The 13266-nt window shown below is 69.5% G+C and carries 17 protein-coding genes and 1 pseudogene; 12 read left to right on the forward strand and 6 right to left on the reverse strand.

All coding sequences use genetic code 11. The features are described from left to right. Positions 1 to 157 precede the first annotated feature (157 nt). The 5 genes from ACIQCS_RS20905 (at position 158) to dmeF (ending at position 3010) form a co-directional block, all read left to right on the forward strand. Positions 158 to 439 (forward strand): antitoxin Xre/MbcA/ParS toxin-binding domain-containing protein, encoded by a 282-nt coding sequence (locus tag ACIQCS_RS20905; protein WP_345848561.1) that lies wholly within the window; start codon positions 158 to 160, stop codon positions 437 to 439. Beyond that, complete coding sequence (locus ACIQCS_RS20910) at positions 436 to 1005, forward strand: hypothetical protein (protein ID WP_345848559.1); 570 nt, start codon at positions 436 to 438, stop codon at positions 1003 to 1005. Before ACIQCS_RS20905 ends, ACIQCS_RS20910 begins: the two co-directional genes overlap by 4 nt. After that, on the forward strand, positions 1002 to 1421 hold the full coding sequence (locus ACIQCS_RS20915; RefSeq protein WP_345848557.1) for an acyl-CoA thioesterase: 420 nt from the start codon (positions 1002 to 1004) through the stop codon (positions 1419 to 1421). Before ACIQCS_RS20910 ends, ACIQCS_RS20915 begins: the two co-directional genes overlap by 4 nt. A gap of 372 nt (positions 1422 to 1793) precedes the next feature. Then, entirely contained in the window at positions 1794 to 2069 is a 276-nt protein-coding gene (locus ACIQCS_RS20920) for a metal/formaldehyde-sensitive transcriptional repressor (protein WP_280281004.1), read from the forward strand. Positions 2070 to 2077: 8 nt separating this feature from the next. Continuing rightward, complete coding sequence (dmeF, locus tag ACIQCS_RS20925; protein WP_345848556.1) at positions 2078 to 3010, forward strand: CDF family Co(II)/Ni(II) efflux transporter DmeF; 933 nt, start codon at positions 2078 to 2080, stop codon at positions 3008 to 3010. Positions 3011 to 3050: 40 nt separating this feature from the next. On the opposite strand, the gene arr is transcribed toward dmeF, so the two are convergent. The 3 genes from arr to ACIQCS_RS20940 all read right to left on the reverse strand — a co-directional run bounded on the left by arr (position 3051) and on the right by ACIQCS_RS20940 (position 5367). Then, positions 3051 to 3437 carry an NAD(+)--rifampin ADP-ribosyltransferase gene (gene arr, locus ACIQCS_RS20930; protein ID WP_345848555.1) on the reverse strand — a complete coding sequence of 129 codons (387 nt, stop codon included), beginning with the start codon at positions 3435 to 3437 and terminating at the stop codon, positions 3051 to 3053. A 158-nt stretch (positions 3438 to 3595) separates the two neighbouring features. Continuing rightward, the gene (locus ACIQCS_RS20935; protein ID WP_345848553.1) at positions 3596 to 4045 is read right to left on the reverse strand and encodes a hypothetical protein; all 450 of its coding nucleotides are present in this window, start codon (positions 4043 to 4045) and stop codon (positions 3596 to 3598) included. Between the two features lie 14 nt (positions 4046 to 4059). Next, complete coding sequence (locus ACIQCS_RS20940; RefSeq protein WP_345848551.1) at positions 4060 to 5367, reverse strand: amidohydrolase; 1308 nt, start codon at positions 5365 to 5367, stop codon at positions 4060 to 4062. A gap of 27 nt (positions 5368 to 5394) precedes the next feature. Between ACIQCS_RS20940 and ACIQCS_RS20945 the strand changes: the two genes are divergently transcribed. From ACIQCS_RS20945 to ACIQCS_RS20955, 3 genes and pseudogenes are all read left to right on the forward strand, one after another. Further along, a complete protein-coding gene (locus ACIQCS_RS20945) occupies positions 5395 to 5985 on the forward strand; it encodes a hypothetical protein (RefSeq protein ID WP_345848550.1) in 591 nt (196 codons plus the stop codon). Between the two features lie 255 nt (positions 5986 to 6240). Next, a pseudogene (locus tag ACIQCS_RS20950) lies at positions 6241 to 6333 on the forward strand (hypothetical protein); the annotation flags it as partial. Positions 6334 to 6388: 55 nt separating this feature from the next. Next, the gene (locus tag ACIQCS_RS20955) at positions 6389 to 6541 is read left to right on the forward strand and encodes a DUF559 domain-containing protein (protein WP_345848548.1); all 153 of its coding nucleotides are present in this window, start codon (positions 6389 to 6391) and stop codon (positions 6539 to 6541) included. Between the two features lie 30 nt (positions 6542 to 6571). On the opposite strand, the gene ACIQCS_RS20960 is transcribed toward ACIQCS_RS20955, so the two are convergent. From ACIQCS_RS20960 to ACIQCS_RS20970, 3 genes are read right to left on the reverse strand one after another with little or no spacing between them, the layout of a single operon-like run. After that, the gene (locus ACIQCS_RS20960; RefSeq protein WP_345848547.1) at positions 6572 to 7195 is read right to left on the reverse strand and encodes a DUF4893 domain-containing protein; all 624 of its coding nucleotides are present in this window, start codon (positions 7193 to 7195) and stop codon (positions 6572 to 6574) included. Positions 7196 to 7212: 17 nt separating this feature from the next. Next, entirely contained in the window at positions 7213 to 7998 is a 786-nt protein-coding gene (locus tag ACIQCS_RS20965) for a 3-hydroxybutyrate dehydrogenase (RefSeq protein ID WP_345848545.1), read from the reverse strand. A gap of 9 nt (positions 7999 to 8007) precedes the next feature. Continuing rightward, the gene (locus tag ACIQCS_RS20970) at positions 8008 to 9147 is read right to left on the reverse strand and encodes a patatin-like phospholipase family protein (RefSeq protein WP_345848544.1); all 1140 of its coding nucleotides are present in this window, start codon (positions 9145 to 9147) and stop codon (positions 8008 to 8010) included. Positions 9148 to 9263: 116 nt separating this feature from the next. Between ACIQCS_RS20970 and ACIQCS_RS20975 the strand changes: the two genes are divergently transcribed. The 4 genes from ACIQCS_RS20975 to ACIQCS_RS20990 are packed head-to-tail and all read left to right on the forward strand — an operon-like array spanning position 9264 to position 13241. After that, positions 9264 to 10166: a neutral zinc metallopeptidase gene (locus ACIQCS_RS20975; protein WP_345848543.1), complete on the forward strand. Its 903-nt coding sequence runs from the start codon at positions 9264 to 9266 to the stop codon at positions 10164 to 10166. Positions 10167 to 10217: 51 nt separating this feature from the next. Continuing rightward, positions 10218 to 11705 carry a hypothetical protein gene (locus tag ACIQCS_RS20980; protein WP_345848542.1) on the forward strand — a complete coding sequence of 496 codons (1488 nt, stop codon included), beginning with the start codon at positions 10218 to 10220 and terminating at the stop codon, positions 11703 to 11705. A gap of 16 nt (positions 11706 to 11721) precedes the next feature. Then, on the forward strand, positions 11722 to 12480 hold the full coding sequence (locus ACIQCS_RS20985; RefSeq protein WP_345848541.1) for an alpha/beta hydrolase: 759 nt from the start codon (positions 11722 to 11724) through the stop codon (positions 12478 to 12480). Further along, positions 12465 to 13241 (forward strand): tetratricopeptide repeat protein, encoded by a 777-nt coding sequence (locus ACIQCS_RS20990; protein ID WP_345848539.1) that lies wholly within the window; start codon positions 12465 to 12467, stop codon positions 13239 to 13241. Before ACIQCS_RS20985 ends, ACIQCS_RS20990 begins: the two co-directional genes overlap by 16 nt. The last annotated feature ends 25 nt before the right edge of the window (positions 13242 to 13266 follow it).

Below are 13266 nucleotides of genomic sequence, written 5' to 3' on the forward strand. Positions count from 1 at the left end.
GGCCGGCCGGTCCGATCGGTGCATCATCGCGGGTGGCTTTCATGGCGGCGACCCGCTAGGCTGCGGCCATCGCTGGCAGTTCCGTTCGTAGGCGCCAGCGGCTGAGAGACCTCCGTGCTCCCGCTTACGCAAGGGGAGCAGCGCATTGGGTCTCGACATGCCGCCGAAGGATCCGGCTGGAGAAGATGCCGCCAAGCCGGTGCGCACCACTGGCTTCCGGCGCAAGTTCACCGAAGCGCGGCTCTCGCCCGACGGGATGGAGCGGCAGGGCCGCGTCGTCCGGATCGCGTTCGAGGCACTGGGGCGCGAGGGCGCCACTGCCTTTCTCAACGGCCCTGACGATGGGTTGGGCGGCCGCCCCCTCGACCTTGCCATAGCAAGCGCCGAGGGATTGGCGGCCGTCGAACAGGCGATCGCCGCTCGCCGCGGGACGCGGTGAAGCGCGGCGCGGCGCGCGGTGCCGTCGCCGTCGTCAGCCCCGAACTGATCCGTGCGTATGCGACGCTGCTGCGGGGTTCGCATTTCCTGGGGCTCGGCCTGGGCGGGCCCGGTGCGGCGCCGCGCGCGATCGAGGGTCGCTATCGGGCGAAAGTGATCGGTAACGGACTGCGCGAGCTCGACCGCTTCCTCAATCTGCTGGTGGGCGAAACGGCGCGTTGCCGCGGCATCGCCCTGCCCGGGGGCGAGCGCAACACCGCGAACAAGCTCGCCCGGCTGCGCCATGCGCTTCGCGTGCCCGATCCGGACCATGCCCGGCTGATGGCGCTGGGGCGTTCGCGCAACTGCCTGTTCCATTGCGCGGGCACGGTGCGGCGCGGCGACCGCAACGGCGAAGGGGTGATGACCACGGGCTGGCACGGCGAGGGCGGGGGCCTGCGGCGTGTCCCCGTCGGCGCGGAGCTTGTCCTGTCCCCTGCCGAGCTTTCCGAAATCTGCCTTTTCTATCGCGACATCGCCGATCGCCTGCTCGCCGAGGCGCGCGGCTCAACGAATGGACGTTCATGAACCCGAGCAACCCGCACCATTATGCCATCCGGATCGAAGCGGCCGACATCGATGCGCTGGGGCATGTGAACAACGCGATCTACCTGCGCTGGGTGCAGGCTGCGGTGGTCGATCATTGGGAGCGGCTGGCCCCGCCCGAAGCGGTGGCGGCGCATCGCTGGGTCGCCGTGCGGCACGACATCACCTATCGCAAGCCCGCCTTCCTCGCCGATGCGCTGATCGCCACGGTGGTGCTGGAGTGCGTGCGGCGTGAGAGCGCGTTCTACGACACGGTGATCCGTCGCGGCACCGAGACGCTGGCCGAAGTGAAGTCGCGCTGGTGCTGCCTCGACGCCACCACGCTTCAGCCCGCGCGGCTGGCGGCGAGCACGGTGGCCTGTTTCCTGCCGCCGGCCGAGATGGCCATCGCTTCCTAGGTTGGGGACTCATATTCTTCGTTCGTCACCCCGGCCTTGCGCCGGGGGCCCGCTATCCCGCCAGCGCAGGAAGCAGCGGGATCCCGGTTCAGGGCCGGGATGACGGCGGGAAATCAGATACTTGCTTGGTTCTCAACCCAGGGCCAAGACTCGATCAACAGACACCGTCATCCCCGCGCAGGCGGGGATCCAGGGCCAGGAGTGGAGCAGGAGCGGCGAGTCCGGTCTTCTTCCGGAGGGCGTGCGCGTGGTGGCGTCGCTATTCCACGGGATGACGGTGGTATGTCCCCAGCCCGGTTTGACGGCCCGCCTTTGCCTCCCTGCGCCAGAGTGCTTTGACTTCGGGCCGTTATACCTATAGGGGGTATAGGTATGGCGCATCTCTCCCATGGTAACGACGCGCTGCTGGCGCGGGTTCGCCGGATCGGCGGGCAGGTCGGCGCGGTCGAGCGGGCGATGCAGGGCGGCGCGGACTGCGCCGAGATCCTGCAGCTCGTCGCGGCGGTGCGCGGGGCAGTCAACGGGCTGCTCGACGAGATCATTGCCGACCATCTCCAGGCGCATGTCGCACATCCCGATCTCAGCGACGCCGAGCGCGCGCGCGGGGCCGAGGACCTGCTGGCGGTGATCCGCCGTTACTCCAAATAGGATTCCCCATGGCGACCCTGCCCGAAATCGATGCGCTGGCGCACGACCACGTCTTCCTCGGCGCCGCGCACGACGCGAATGCGCGGCGGACCCTGTGGGTGGTCTGGCTCACCGCGGTGATGATGGTGGGCGAGATCGCCGCCGGCTATTGGACCGGATCGATGGCGCTGCTCGCCGATGGTTTCCACATGGCGACGCACGCCGGCGCGCTGGCCGTCGCGGCGGCGGCCTATGCCTATGCGCGGCGGCACGCGCATAGCGCCGCCTACAGCTTCGGGACGGGCAAGGTGGGCGACCTGGCCGGCTTTGCCTCGGCGATGGTGCTCGGGCTGATCGCGCTGGGGATCGGCGTGGAATCGGTGCTGCGGCTGTTCGAGCCGATCAAGGTGGCGTTCGGCGAGGCGACGATCGTGGCGGTGCTGGGGCTGGCGGTGAACCTGATCAGCGCGGCGCTGCTCTCGGGCGGGCACCATCACGGCCATGCGCATCATCATGATCATCACCACGACCCCGACCATCACCACGACCATCACCGCGGCCACGACAACAATCTGCGCTCGGCCTATATGCACGTCCTGGCCGATGCGCTGACTTCGGTGCTGGCGATCGCGGCGCTGCTGGCCGGGCGCTATCTTGGCTGGGCCTGGATGGATCCGGCGATGGGGATCGTCGGCGCGGTGGTGATCGCGCGCTGGTCGTGGACGCTGATGCGCGATACCGCCGCAGTGCTGCTCGACCGGACCGACGATGCCGTCGCGGCGGAGGTGCGCGCGCTGGTGGAGGCGGGGGGCGATGCCCGGATCACCGACCTGCACGTGTGGCGCGTGGGCCCCGAGGCGCGCGCGGCGATCGTGAGCGTGGTGGGCGCCGATGCGGAAGCGGTCCGCGCCCGGCTGGCGCCGGTGCACGAACTGGCGCACCTCACCGTGGAGTGCCGCTGACGCCGCACCCGGCGCATGGCCGGGCGCGGCGCGCGGGCCCTCAGTCGATGGCCTCGATGCCCTGGGCCTCGAGCTGTTCGATTGCCGCCTTCATGTGCTGCACCTGCGCGGGCGAATGGCCCTGCCACTCGGCGACTTCACCGACCACGCGAAGCGGCGCGCGCGAGCGGTAGGACAGGGTGGGGTTGCCGGGGAATTTCTGGTCGGTGAGATTGGGATCGTCGACGATCCCGCCGGTCGGCTCGACGATGTAGATCCGCTCGCGCCCCGGGCCCCGGGCCAGCTCGGCGCCCCAGATCGCCGCGTCGAGCGTGCCGGTGAGATAGACCCAGGACGCACTCTTCCGCGCGCCATAGTTGGAGGCATGGCCGGCGGCGATCAGGTCGCCGGGGCGCAGGTCCGCGCGGGTGCCGTGATAATAGGTCATGTGGTGCTGCTCCCTCGTCTGCGAATCGAGGGCAGCCTCATGGAACAAGGACCCCGGCTTGCCGCAAGCCCGGTTCCGGGTTAGACAATGATAGTGGGAAGAGGCCGTGGCGAATCGCCGGCATCCCCCAGCTCCCTCCATCGCGCGGACGCAGGTGCTCAATCGCGGCGGTTGAACCACCACCAGGCAAGACCCGCCGGCCCCCCGTAGCAGAGGCCGAGATCGACATGCTCGATCGCCCATGGCCGATAGGTGCCGAAGAACAGCAGGCGATCGATCGCATGATAAGCGAGCTTGCCGGCCAGGGCGCCGCACAGTGCCGCGACCCGCCCCATCCAGGCGCGGCCGCGCCAGCGGTGGAACAGGCGGGCCGCGGGAATGCCGAAGACGAGCAGGCCCAGCGCGACGAAGGGGAGCGCGATCAGTCCGTAGATCGCCAGCATCAGGACCATCGCTCCTGCGTCCGGCCAGTCGGGGCCATTCGGTTCCGACGACCAGGCGAGCAAGCACTGAAGCGCGATGCCAGCATAGGCGCCGGTCAGCGCGGCGCTCAGGAATGCGGGCAGGCGGCGCGGGTGCGCCGGCCTGTATGCGTTCGGATCGGCCATGCCGGCGGGGAGGCCTATTTCTTCAGGACATCCAGTGCCGCTGCGGTCATCGCCTCGGTGGCGGTGCCGATCACGGCTTCGGCGTCGGGCGCCCAATAGGGACTGTGGAGCGAGGGGAGGGGCTTCTTGCCATTGTCGGACGCCGCCCATTTGTCCGCCGGCACGCCACCCACCCAGAAGATCAGGCTCTGGATCGACTGGTCGGCGAGCCAGTAGCGGCTGAAATCCTCGCCGCCCATCACGGCCTTGGTCTCCACCACCCGGTCCTTGCCGAAGCGTGCCGTCCACAGGGCCCTCATCCGGTCCGACAGCGGCTGGGTGTTGAAGGTGGCGGGCGTGAAATTGTCGCGGACCTTGACCTCGGGCATGCGGTCCTCGGGGATCCCTGCTGCAATTGCCTCGCCCTTCGCGATCCGGGCGATGCCGTCGAGCAGCAGCTTGCGGACCTCCGGCTTGAAGCTGCGCACGGTGAGCAGCATCGTCACGTCGCTGCCGATGATGTTGTGCGTCGAGCCGCCCTTGATCATGCCGACGGTGACGACCGCGGCCTCCTGCGGGTCGACTTCGCGGCTGACCAGCGTCTGGAGCGACGTGACGATGCGCGCGGCGAGGACGATCGGGTCGCGGGTGGTCTGCGGATAGGCGCCATGGCCGCCGACGCCCTTTACGAGCACATCGACCGAGTCCACGTTTGCCAGGGCATAGCCCGGCGTCACGCCGATCTGGCCGGCGGGCTGGCTGGCGCTGTCGTGGAAGGCGAGCGCGACCTGCGGCTTGGGGAAGCGCGTGAACAGCCCGTCCTCGATCATCGCCCGGGCACCCATGCCGCGCTCCTCGGCGGGCTGGGCGATCATCACGACGGTGCCGTGCCACTTCGCCTTCATCGCGGCGAGGTTGCGCAGCGTGCCGATCCAGCTCGCCATATGGGTGTCATGGCCGCAGGCATGCATCACGCCGGTCTCGATCCCCTCGTCATTGGTGGCACGCACCGTGGAGGCGAAGGGCAGGCCGGTGGCCTCGGTGACGGGCAGGCCGTCCATGTCGGCGCGGATCAGCACGACCGGGCCAGGGCCGTTCTCGAGCACCGCGACCACCCCGGTGCCGCCCACTTTCTCGGTGACCTTGAAGCCGGCCTTGCGCGCTTCCTCGGCGAGCTTGGCGGCGGTCTTCACTTCGTGGAGGCTGAGTTCGGGACTGGCGTGGAAGTCGCGATAGAATTCCATGAGCTGGGGCAGCGCGGCCCTGGTCGCGTCGTGCACCGGATCGGCGGCGGAGGGCGTGGAGAAGCTCATCGCTGTTGCGAGAAGGAGGTATCGAAGCATAAAGTTCCCCGCTGCATGGAGGCGCGAATGTTGCGTGGGGATGCCGGGCTGTCAAACCTCTCGCGCCGCGCGCTGCTCGCCGGCACCGTGCTGCTGGCGCTGCCGGCCCGGGCGGCCGAGGATTTCGCGATCGACTGGCAGGGTGGCGCGCGAACGCCGGCGATCGCGGCATCGCTCGCCGCGCAGATCGCGCTGGTGAAGGCGCTGTGGGTGTCGGACGCGGCGCGGGATTTCTTCGCGGCACAGGTGATCACGGTGGACCTGCAGCCGGGCACCAGGACGCGGGCGGGTCCGCGCGGCGTGTTCTTCGCGCGCGAGACGCAGCCGGCGGAGAATCCGGTGCTGCTCCACGAGCTGATCCATCGCTGGCAGCTGCTCCGGATGCCGGGCGGGCGGCAGAATCCGGACGTGCTGCGCTTCTACCGCGAGGCCCAGGCGAGCGGGCGCTGGCCGGCCCAGGCCTATATGCTGACCAACCCGTTCGAATTCTTCGCGATGACGGCGAGCGTGGTCCTCCACGGCACCGCCGCGCGCCCGCCCTTCCGGCGCGAGAATGTGAAGGCGAAGGCGCCGGAACTCTACGCATTCATCGTGAAGGAGTTCGGGCTGGTGGTTTAGGGGAAGCGGGGGCGAATCCTTGGATAGTCGCTTGCGGCCAGGCCCCCTCCACCACGCGCTGCGCGCGCGGTCCCCCTCCCCCGCTTCGCGAGGCAGGAATTGAAGGGGGCGGTATCGAGTTGTATCCAAATTCCTCCCTCGCTCGCAGAGCGGGGGAGGGGGACCGCCGGCGTAGCGGTGGTGGAGGGGGAAGCACCGATGGAGCTGAAGGGAGGCCCTGGCGGCAAGCGCGGTGCGCGCAAGCGGCGCCGCGAGATGAGCTTTCCGGAGGTCCTGCTCTGGCAGGAACTGCGCAAGGAGCCCGGCGGCTGGTATTATCGCCGGGAGCACCCTGCGGGGCCGTATTTCCTCGATTTCTACTGCGCCAAGGCGAAACTGTGCGTCGAGGTGGACGGCGAAGCCCATGCCCCGGGGCGATCGACCGGAGCGGGATGCCCGGCGAGATGCTTGGCTGGCCGGGCACGGGGTCAGGGTGCTGCGGGTCCCCGCGGCAGAAGTGCTGTGCGATCTCGATGCCGTGTTGCGGCATATTCTCGACGTGATTGCCGGGACATAGCTCCTCCCCCGTTTCGCAAGGGAAGACCTTTCACCCCGCCGGTACCAGCTCGATCACATCCAGCTTAGATTCGAACCCCGGATAGGGCAGGACCAGCCGCCAGCGCCGCTCGCCGATGCGCTCGATATAGCCGATCATGTCGCGCGTCTGATCGACGCCGTAGCGCAAGGGAGCGGTCTCGTCGCCCAGGACCATCACGCCGATGAACATCGGACGCGCATCGGTGTTGGTGTAGATCAGCCCGTCGGGGCGCTGCGCGCCGTCGAGGCGGGCGAAATGCGTCTCCCGGCCCTGCACGGTGATCTGGCACCGGCCGGCGGGATAGGCCGCGAAATAGGGTGTGAGCGGCTGCTGCGAGCCGAGCTTGAAGGTGCGGCAGCGATATTCGCCCGCGGGCGGCATCGCGGCGCCCAGCGCGCGATCGGGATCGAACAGGTCCGGCTCCGCCGCGATCGCCGCCGGCGCCGCCGCCTTGGCCGGCGCGAGCGCGTCGTCCCAGGCGCGGCGCCAGTTGCGGATGCGATCGGCATCGTCCTCGGTCATCACCTTGCGCCAGCTCCAGCCGGCGGGCGGGCGCGTGGCGGTGGCGTCGCGATAGACATTGCAGCCGGTGAGCCCGAGCGCGAGCAGCGCGGCGGCGGCGATCCCCTTCATTCTTCCAAGCCCCTTCCTCAGGCCGCGGTCCAGCCGCCGTCGATCGAATAATTGGCGCCGGTGATCTGCGCCGCCTCGTCCCGGCACAGGAAAAGCACCAGCGCGGCCACCTGCTCCGGCTGGACGAACTCCTTGGTCGGCTGCGCATCGAGCAGCACGTCGTTGATCACCTGCTCGCGCGTCATGCCGCGAGTCTTCATCGTGTCGGGAATCTGGTTCTCGACCAGCGGGGTCCAGACATAGCCCGGGGAGACGCAGTTCACCGTGATGCCGCTGGTCGCCACTTCGAGCGCGATCGTCTTGGTGAGGCCGGCGATGGCGTGCTTGGCCATCACGTACGCGCTCTTGTTGGGGCTGGCGACCAGGCTGTGGGCCGAGGCGGTGGAGATGATCCGGCCCCATTTCTGCGCCTTCATGAACGGCACCGCGGCGCGCGTCATGTGCCAGGCCGAGGACATGTTGATCGCGATGATCGCGTCATATTTGTCGATCGGGAAATCCTCGATCGGCGAGACGTGCTGGATGCCGGCGTTGTTGATGACGATGTGCGGTCCGCCGAGCGCGTCATGGCAGCGCTGGACCATTGCCGCGATCTGATCGGGCTTGGTCATGTCGGCGGCGTCGTAGAGCGCCTTGGCGCCGCTCGTCGCCTCGAGCGCGGCGCGCTCCTTCTCGATCGCGGCGGCATCGCCGAAGCCGTTGATCATCACGCTCGCACCCTCGGCCGCCAGCGCCTTGGCATAGGCGAGGCCGATGCCCGAGGTGGAGCCGGTGATGATCGCGGACTTGCCCTTGAGGAACATGGAAACCTCCTAACGCTGCGTCAGATCGAAGGCGGCGGTGTTGCCGTCGAGGATGTTCTGGGCGACGAGCCGGGCATTGGCCATGGTCTCCGCCACGGCCATGCGGCCGGCCTGCCAATGCTCGTGCATCGAGCGCGCCGAGAATTCGAAGTCGCGCGCGCCGCCTTCCCAGGCATTGGCGCGGTAGATCAGATGGACGAGGCTGACCGGATATTCGGTGACCCGGGCGCGGACCGCTTGCACCTCGGGATCGTCCAGCAGCTCGGGCGGCAGCTTGTTCAGCAGGCGGCAGACCATCTGGCGCTCCTGGCGCAGCCGCATCCGCTCGTCCGAGACGGCCCGGGTGCGGCTGGAGAAGCGAATCTCCTTCTCGCGCGCCAGCACGTCGGTGATCGTGCGCGGCAGCTCGTCGGCGGCGGGGAACAGGTCGACCTGGAAGATCAGCGTCTCGGCATCCTGCCGGTCGAGGACATGGGTGAGCGGCGTGTTCGAGACGAGGCCGCCGTCCCAATACCAGCAGCCGTCGATCTCCACCGGCGGCAGGCCGGGCGGCAGTGCCCCCGACGCCATGATGTGGCGCGCGTCGAGCCGTTCGTCGCGCGTGTCGAAATAGCGGAAATTGCCGCTCTTGATGTCGACTGCGCCGACCGAGAGGCGCACGGGCCCCTTGTTGAGCAGCTCCCAGTCGACCAGCCGGTCGAGCGTCTCGCGCAGCGGCGCGGTGTCGTAGAAGCTCAGCGCCTCGGGCGTGCCCGGGACGGCGAAGCCGGGCGGCAGCAGGCGGGGGCGGAAGAAGCCGGGCACGCCGCCCAGCATGACCATGCCCGCCGCCCATTCGTGGCTCAGCTCGCGCGTGGCGTCGTTCATCGGCAGCGAGAAATCGGGGAGGGCGGCGGTGGCGTCTTCCCAGAAGGTGCGGATCGCGGCGATACGCTTCCCGGGCGGATTGCCGGCGAACAGGGCGGCATTGACCGCGCCGATCGAGATGCCGGCAACCCAGTCGATCTCGATGCCGGCGCCCTGCAGCTCGTCGATCACGCCCGCCTGATAGGCGCCGAGCGCGCCGCCGCCCTGCAGCACCAGCGCTACCGTGTCCGGCAACGGGAGGCCGGGGGCCTGGCGGCGGGGACGTGACTCGGCGTCTGCCATGCGCCTGCCTTGGCCGAAACCATGGCCGGAGGGAAGTGCCTGTTTCGCGTTGGTTGGTGCGTGCAACGCAACGCGGCTTGGGGCATTGTCGCGGCGCGCCAACGAAGAGGGATGCCATGCGGCTCGACGATATCGACCCCACCGACAATGCCCAGGACCTGGGAAGCGGCGGTGGCGGGGGTGGCGGCGGCTTCGGGCTGCTGGGCCTGCTGCCGCTGCTGCTCGGCCGCGGCATGGGGTGCGGCAGCATCGCGATCATCGGCCTGATCGCGATCGCCTGGTTCGCGATGGGCGGTGGCGGAGGCGGCGGGCTGCTTGGCACGTCGGGCGGCGATGGCACCGCCGGCCAGTCGCCGACCGCCGGGCAGAGCGGGCGGCAGGTCTGCCAGGGCGAGCTGCGCCTCGAATCCTGCCGGGTGATGCGGCTCGCCGACGATACCTGGGCGAAGATCTTTCGCGAGGAAGGCAAGCAATACCGGCCGGCGACGATCAAATTCTACCAGGGCAGCGTCCAGTCGGGCTGCGGCGCGGCGAGCTCGGCGGTCGGGCCTTTCTACTGCCCGGCGGATCAGGGCGTGTATCTCGACACCAGCTTCTTCCAGGAGCTGGAGCAGCGCTTCGGCGCCAAGGGCGATTTCGCCCGCGACTATGTGATCGCGCACGAGATGGGGCACCATGTCCAGGACCTGCTGGGCGTCTCGGGCGAAGTCTCGCGGCGCCAGGCGCGGGCGAGCCGGGCCGAGGGCAACGCGCTGTCGGTGCGGCTCGAGCTGCAGGCGGATTGCTATGCCGGCGTCTGGGCGGCGCGCAACAAGGACCGGATCGAGCCGGGCGACGTCGAGGAAGGCATGACCGCCGCCAACGCGATCGGCGACGACACGCTCCAGCGCCAGGCCCAGGGCACGGTGGTGCCGGAGAGCTTCACCCATGGCACGTCGGCCCAGCGCGTGGCCTGGCTGCGCAAGGGGCTGGAGACCGGGGATCCGGCGCAGTGCGACACGTTTTCGGGCGGAATCTGAGCGGCTGGCACATCTTCGGGTGCCGGCTATAGTCCCCGGCGGGGGGGCTTCATGATCACCATATTCCTCGCGCTGACGCTGACGGGCCAGTCACAGGTAGCGACTTGTGTCGATGCGATGCGGGCGGACTGGCCCAGGTTGGTCGAGGCCGAGCAGACATTTACGGAACGGCTGTTTCCGCGGACCGAGTTCGACGATCCGCCGGCTGCCCCGGTGGCGAGGGCGATCCCGCCGGAGCAGAAGGCGACGCTCGAGGCAGTGTCGCGGCTGGAGGCGCTTTGCGCGGGAGACGCCGAGGCGCGCGCGCGGCTGCGCTCGCTCGAGGTCGCGCTGCGTATAAGGATTGAAGACTATGCAGGCGCGCTCGCCGCATTCGAGCGCGTGCCGCTTGATCCCGCCTCGGCCGATATTGGCTTCGCGGCACCGGCGCTGCTCAATGCTGCGGCCGGCGTGCAAGACCGGGTGCGTTTCATGGCGGCGCGCACTGCGGTGAGAGCCGCGCATGATGCGGCGATGGCGCGGCAAGGCTGGCCGCGCGCAATGCGCTTCGAAACGCTGCTCGCGGAGGTGGACGGTTATCGCGCGTCGGGCGCCTGGCCGGCCTGGGTGCTGGTCGCCTGGCCCAGGGAAGGCGGCATGCCCGCCACGCTGACTCTGTATCCGGAGCGAGGGGGTGGCCGCGACGTCGCGCTCGATGCGCGGTTCCGAACCTGCTCGTGGAGCGTCGGCGTCGATACGAGCCATATGGGTGCGAAGCCGGATGCTGCCCAGGCGGAGAGGATCGCGCGCAGGACCTTCGCTTCCGCAAGCGATCTGGTGGGGGATACGGAGAGACCGGGCCATGTTCCGGACGCGCAGAAGGCGATGGCGCGGCTGCAGGAAGTGCCGGCGCCGGGCTGCACCTCGCTGCCCGAGATACTGCCGGGATTCGGCCAGCCGGTCTGCTTCACCGGCCTGGAATATGCCACGGACGGGAGCCGGCCCACGCCCGCGCAACTCGCGTCGATGCTCGACGGCTCGGTGGCGCAGCGGGGCGAGGCGGCGGACTATATCTTCGCCCATCCCGAAGCCGTGGAACCCTTCACGCTGCTCCAGCCCATCATGTTCGAGATGCAGCGCGGCAATAATCTGCGGGCGAGCTTCTGGTTCTATTTCTGGCAGATTCGCAGCCTGCCCTGGGCAGCGCTGGGGCCGCGCGATCAATATGCGGCGCTGCGGGCATCGATCAATGCGATGATGGGCGCTTCGATCAACGAATGGATCGGGCGTGATCCCGATGCGATGCGCGAAGTGGCGACGCGTGCCATGGCCTATGAGCGCCGGATGCCGCTCTTCACGGGGCGGCCCGATGGCGTTTCCGAAACAGCATGGGCCAAGGCCGTCGAAGCTGGGCGCGCCGATTATGCCGAGGGCTTCGCCAAAGCGGTCGGCGATCCGGCGGCGTTCCGGCGCAAGATGGTCGAGGGGCGTGCGAAGAACGGGCTCGACGCTGGTCCGCTCGATCAGCCCGGCAAGCCGCTGGCGGAGGCGTGGCGCTGACGCTAAGCCAGCGTCCATGACCGACACCCCGGAAATCATCGCCCCGGAAGCGCCGCCCCGCCCTGCGCTTGCCTATCACCACACGCCCGGCACCGGGCCTATGGTGCTGTTCCTGTGCGGCTATGCCTCGGACATGCAGGGCACCAAGGCGCTCCATCTCGAGCAATGGGCCCGGGCGAGCGGCCGGGCCTATCTGCGCTTCGACTATGCCGGCTGCGGCGCGAGCGAAGGCGATTTCGAGGCCGAGACGCTCGCCAGCTGGCGCGACGACGCGATCCGGATGATCGACGAAGTGGCGCGCGGGCCGGTGGTGCTGGTCGGCTCGTCGATGGGCGGCTGGATCATGGCGATGATCGCCAAGGCGCGGCCGGAAATGGTCGCCGGCATGGTCGGCATCGCGGCGGCGCCGGACTTCACCGATTGGGGCTTCACCATGGAGCAGAAGCTGGCGCTGCTCCAGACCGGACGGATCGAGACGCCCAACGACTATGGCGACCGGCCGACCGTCACCACCCGCGCCTTCTGGGCATCGGGCGAGGCGAACCGCGTGCTCGTCCAGCCGATCGCCTGGGGCGGGCCGGTGCGGCTGCTGCACGGGCAGAAGGACAAGGAAGTGCCCTGGGAGCACGCGCCGCGGCTGGCGGCGGCGATCCGTTCAGACATGGTGCAGACTCTGCTGGTCAAGGACGCGGAACATCGATTCTCGCGCGAACAGGACCTGGCCCTGATCGTGCGCGCGCTCGAGGAAGTGCTTGCCCTATGCTCCCTTTCCTGATCCTCGCCCTCCAGGCCGTGCCTGCCGCTCCGCCGGCACAGGCGGCCCCCGCGCCCACCGCGCCGGGGAAGGAGCCGCCGCGCTTCACCCAGTGCATGGACCTGGCGACCGGCGATCCGGCGAAGGGCCAGGCGGACGCGATCCAGTGGCGCACCACCGGCGGCGGCGTGCTCGCGCGCCAGTGCCTGGGCGTCGCCTATGCGAACCAGGGGAAATGGGCGGCGGCGGCGGGCGCGTTCGAGGATGCGGCGCGCGAGGCGGAGACCGGCAAGGATCCGCGTGCGCCCAATTACTGGGCGTCGGCGGGCAATGCCTGGATCGCGGCGGGCGATCCGACCAAGGCACGCGCGGCGATCGACGCGGCACTGGCGACCGGCACGCTGGCCGGGCTCGAGCTGGGCGAGGCGCATCTCGACCGGGCGCGGGCAATGGTCGCGGCCGGCGACATGGACGCGGCGCGCAGCGACATCGACAAGGCGCTCACCTATGCCGACAAGGATCCGCTCGCCTGGCTGCTCTCCGCGACGCTGGCCCGGCGCGCGGGCGACGTGGGCCGGGCTGCCCGCGACATCACCGAGGCGCTGCGGCGCGCGCCCGACGATCCCTCCGTCCAGCTCGAGGCGGGCAATGTCGCGGCAGCGAGCGGCAACGAGGCCGATGCGCGGACCGCCTGGAACCGGGCGATCGAGCTGGCGCCGGGCACCGGCATCGCCAGCGCGGCCCGCAAGGCGCTGGAACAGTTCTCGGCAACGGAGAAATAGGCTCCCAAATTCCTCCCCCAGCTTG

Source organism: Sphingomonas sp. NPDC092440, from assembly GCF_044754985.1.
GTDB lineage: Bacteria > Pseudomonadota > Alphaproteobacteria > Sphingomonadales > Sphingomonadaceae > Sphingomonas.

What these genes read in the sequence shown, in the direction of transcription:
- ACIQCS_RS20905 (WP_345848561.1), top strand. Translation starts at nt 158, where the DNA reads ATGCCGCCGAAGGATCCGGCTGGAGAAGATGCCGCCAAGCCGGTGCGC.
- ACIQCS_RS20915 (WP_345848557.1), top strand. Translation starts at nt 1,002, where the DNA reads ATGAACCCGAGCAACCCGCACCATTATGCCATCCGGATCGAAGCGGCC.
- ACIQCS_RS20920 (WP_280281004.1), top strand. Translation starts at nt 1,794, where the DNA reads ATGGCGCATCTCTCCCATGGTAACGACGCGCTGCTGGCGCGGGTTCGC.
- dmeF (WP_345848556.1), top strand. Translation starts at nt 2,078, where the DNA reads ATGGCGACCCTGCCCGAAATCGATGCGCTGGCGCACGACCACGTCTTC.
- arr (WP_345848555.1), bottom strand. Translation starts at nt 3,437, where the DNA reads ATGACCTATTATCACGGCACCCGCGCGGACCTGCGCCCCGGCGACCTG.
- ACIQCS_RS20935 (WP_345848553.1), bottom strand. Translation starts at nt 4,045, where the DNA reads ATGGCCGATCCGAACGCATACAGGCCGGCGCACCCGCGCCGCCTGCCC.
- ACIQCS_RS20940 (WP_345848551.1), bottom strand. Translation starts at nt 5,367, where the DNA reads ATGCTTCGATACCTCCTTCTCGCAACAGCGATGAGCTTCTCCACGCCC.
- ACIQCS_RS20945 (WP_345848550.1), top strand. Translation starts at nt 5,395, where the DNA reads ATGTTGCGTGGGGATGCCGGGCTGTCAAACCTCTCGCGCCGCGCGCTG.
- ACIQCS_RS20955 (WP_345848548.1), top strand. Translation starts at nt 6,389, where the DNA reads ATGCCCCGGGGCGATCGACCGGAGCGGGATGCCCGGCGAGATGCTTGG.
- ACIQCS_RS20960 (WP_345848547.1), bottom strand. Translation starts at nt 7,195, where the DNA reads ATGAAGGGGATCGCCGCCGCCGCGCTGCTCGCGCTCGGGCTCACCGGC.
- ACIQCS_RS20965 (WP_345848545.1), bottom strand. Translation starts at nt 7,998, where the DNA reads ATGTTCCTCAAGGGCAAGTCCGCGATCATCACCGGCTCCACCTCGGGC.
- ACIQCS_RS20970 (WP_345848544.1), bottom strand. Translation starts at nt 9,147, where the DNA reads ATGGCAGACGCCGAGTCACGTCCCCGCCGCCAGGCCCCCGGCCTCCCG.
- ACIQCS_RS20975 (WP_345848543.1), top strand. Translation starts at nt 9,264, where the DNA reads ATGCGGCTCGACGATATCGACCCCACCGACAATGCCCAGGACCTGGGA.
- ACIQCS_RS20980 (WP_345848542.1), top strand. Translation starts at nt 10,218, where the DNA reads ATGATCACCATATTCCTCGCGCTGACGCTGACGGGCCAGTCACAGGTA.
- ACIQCS_RS20985 (WP_345848541.1), top strand. Translation starts at nt 11,722, where the DNA reads ATGACCGACACCCCGGAAATCATCGCCCCGGAAGCGCCGCCCCGCCCT.
- ACIQCS_RS20990 (WP_345848539.1), top strand. Translation starts at nt 12,465, where the DNA reads ATGCTCCCTTTCCTGATCCTCGCCCTCCAGGCCGTGCCTGCCGCTCCG.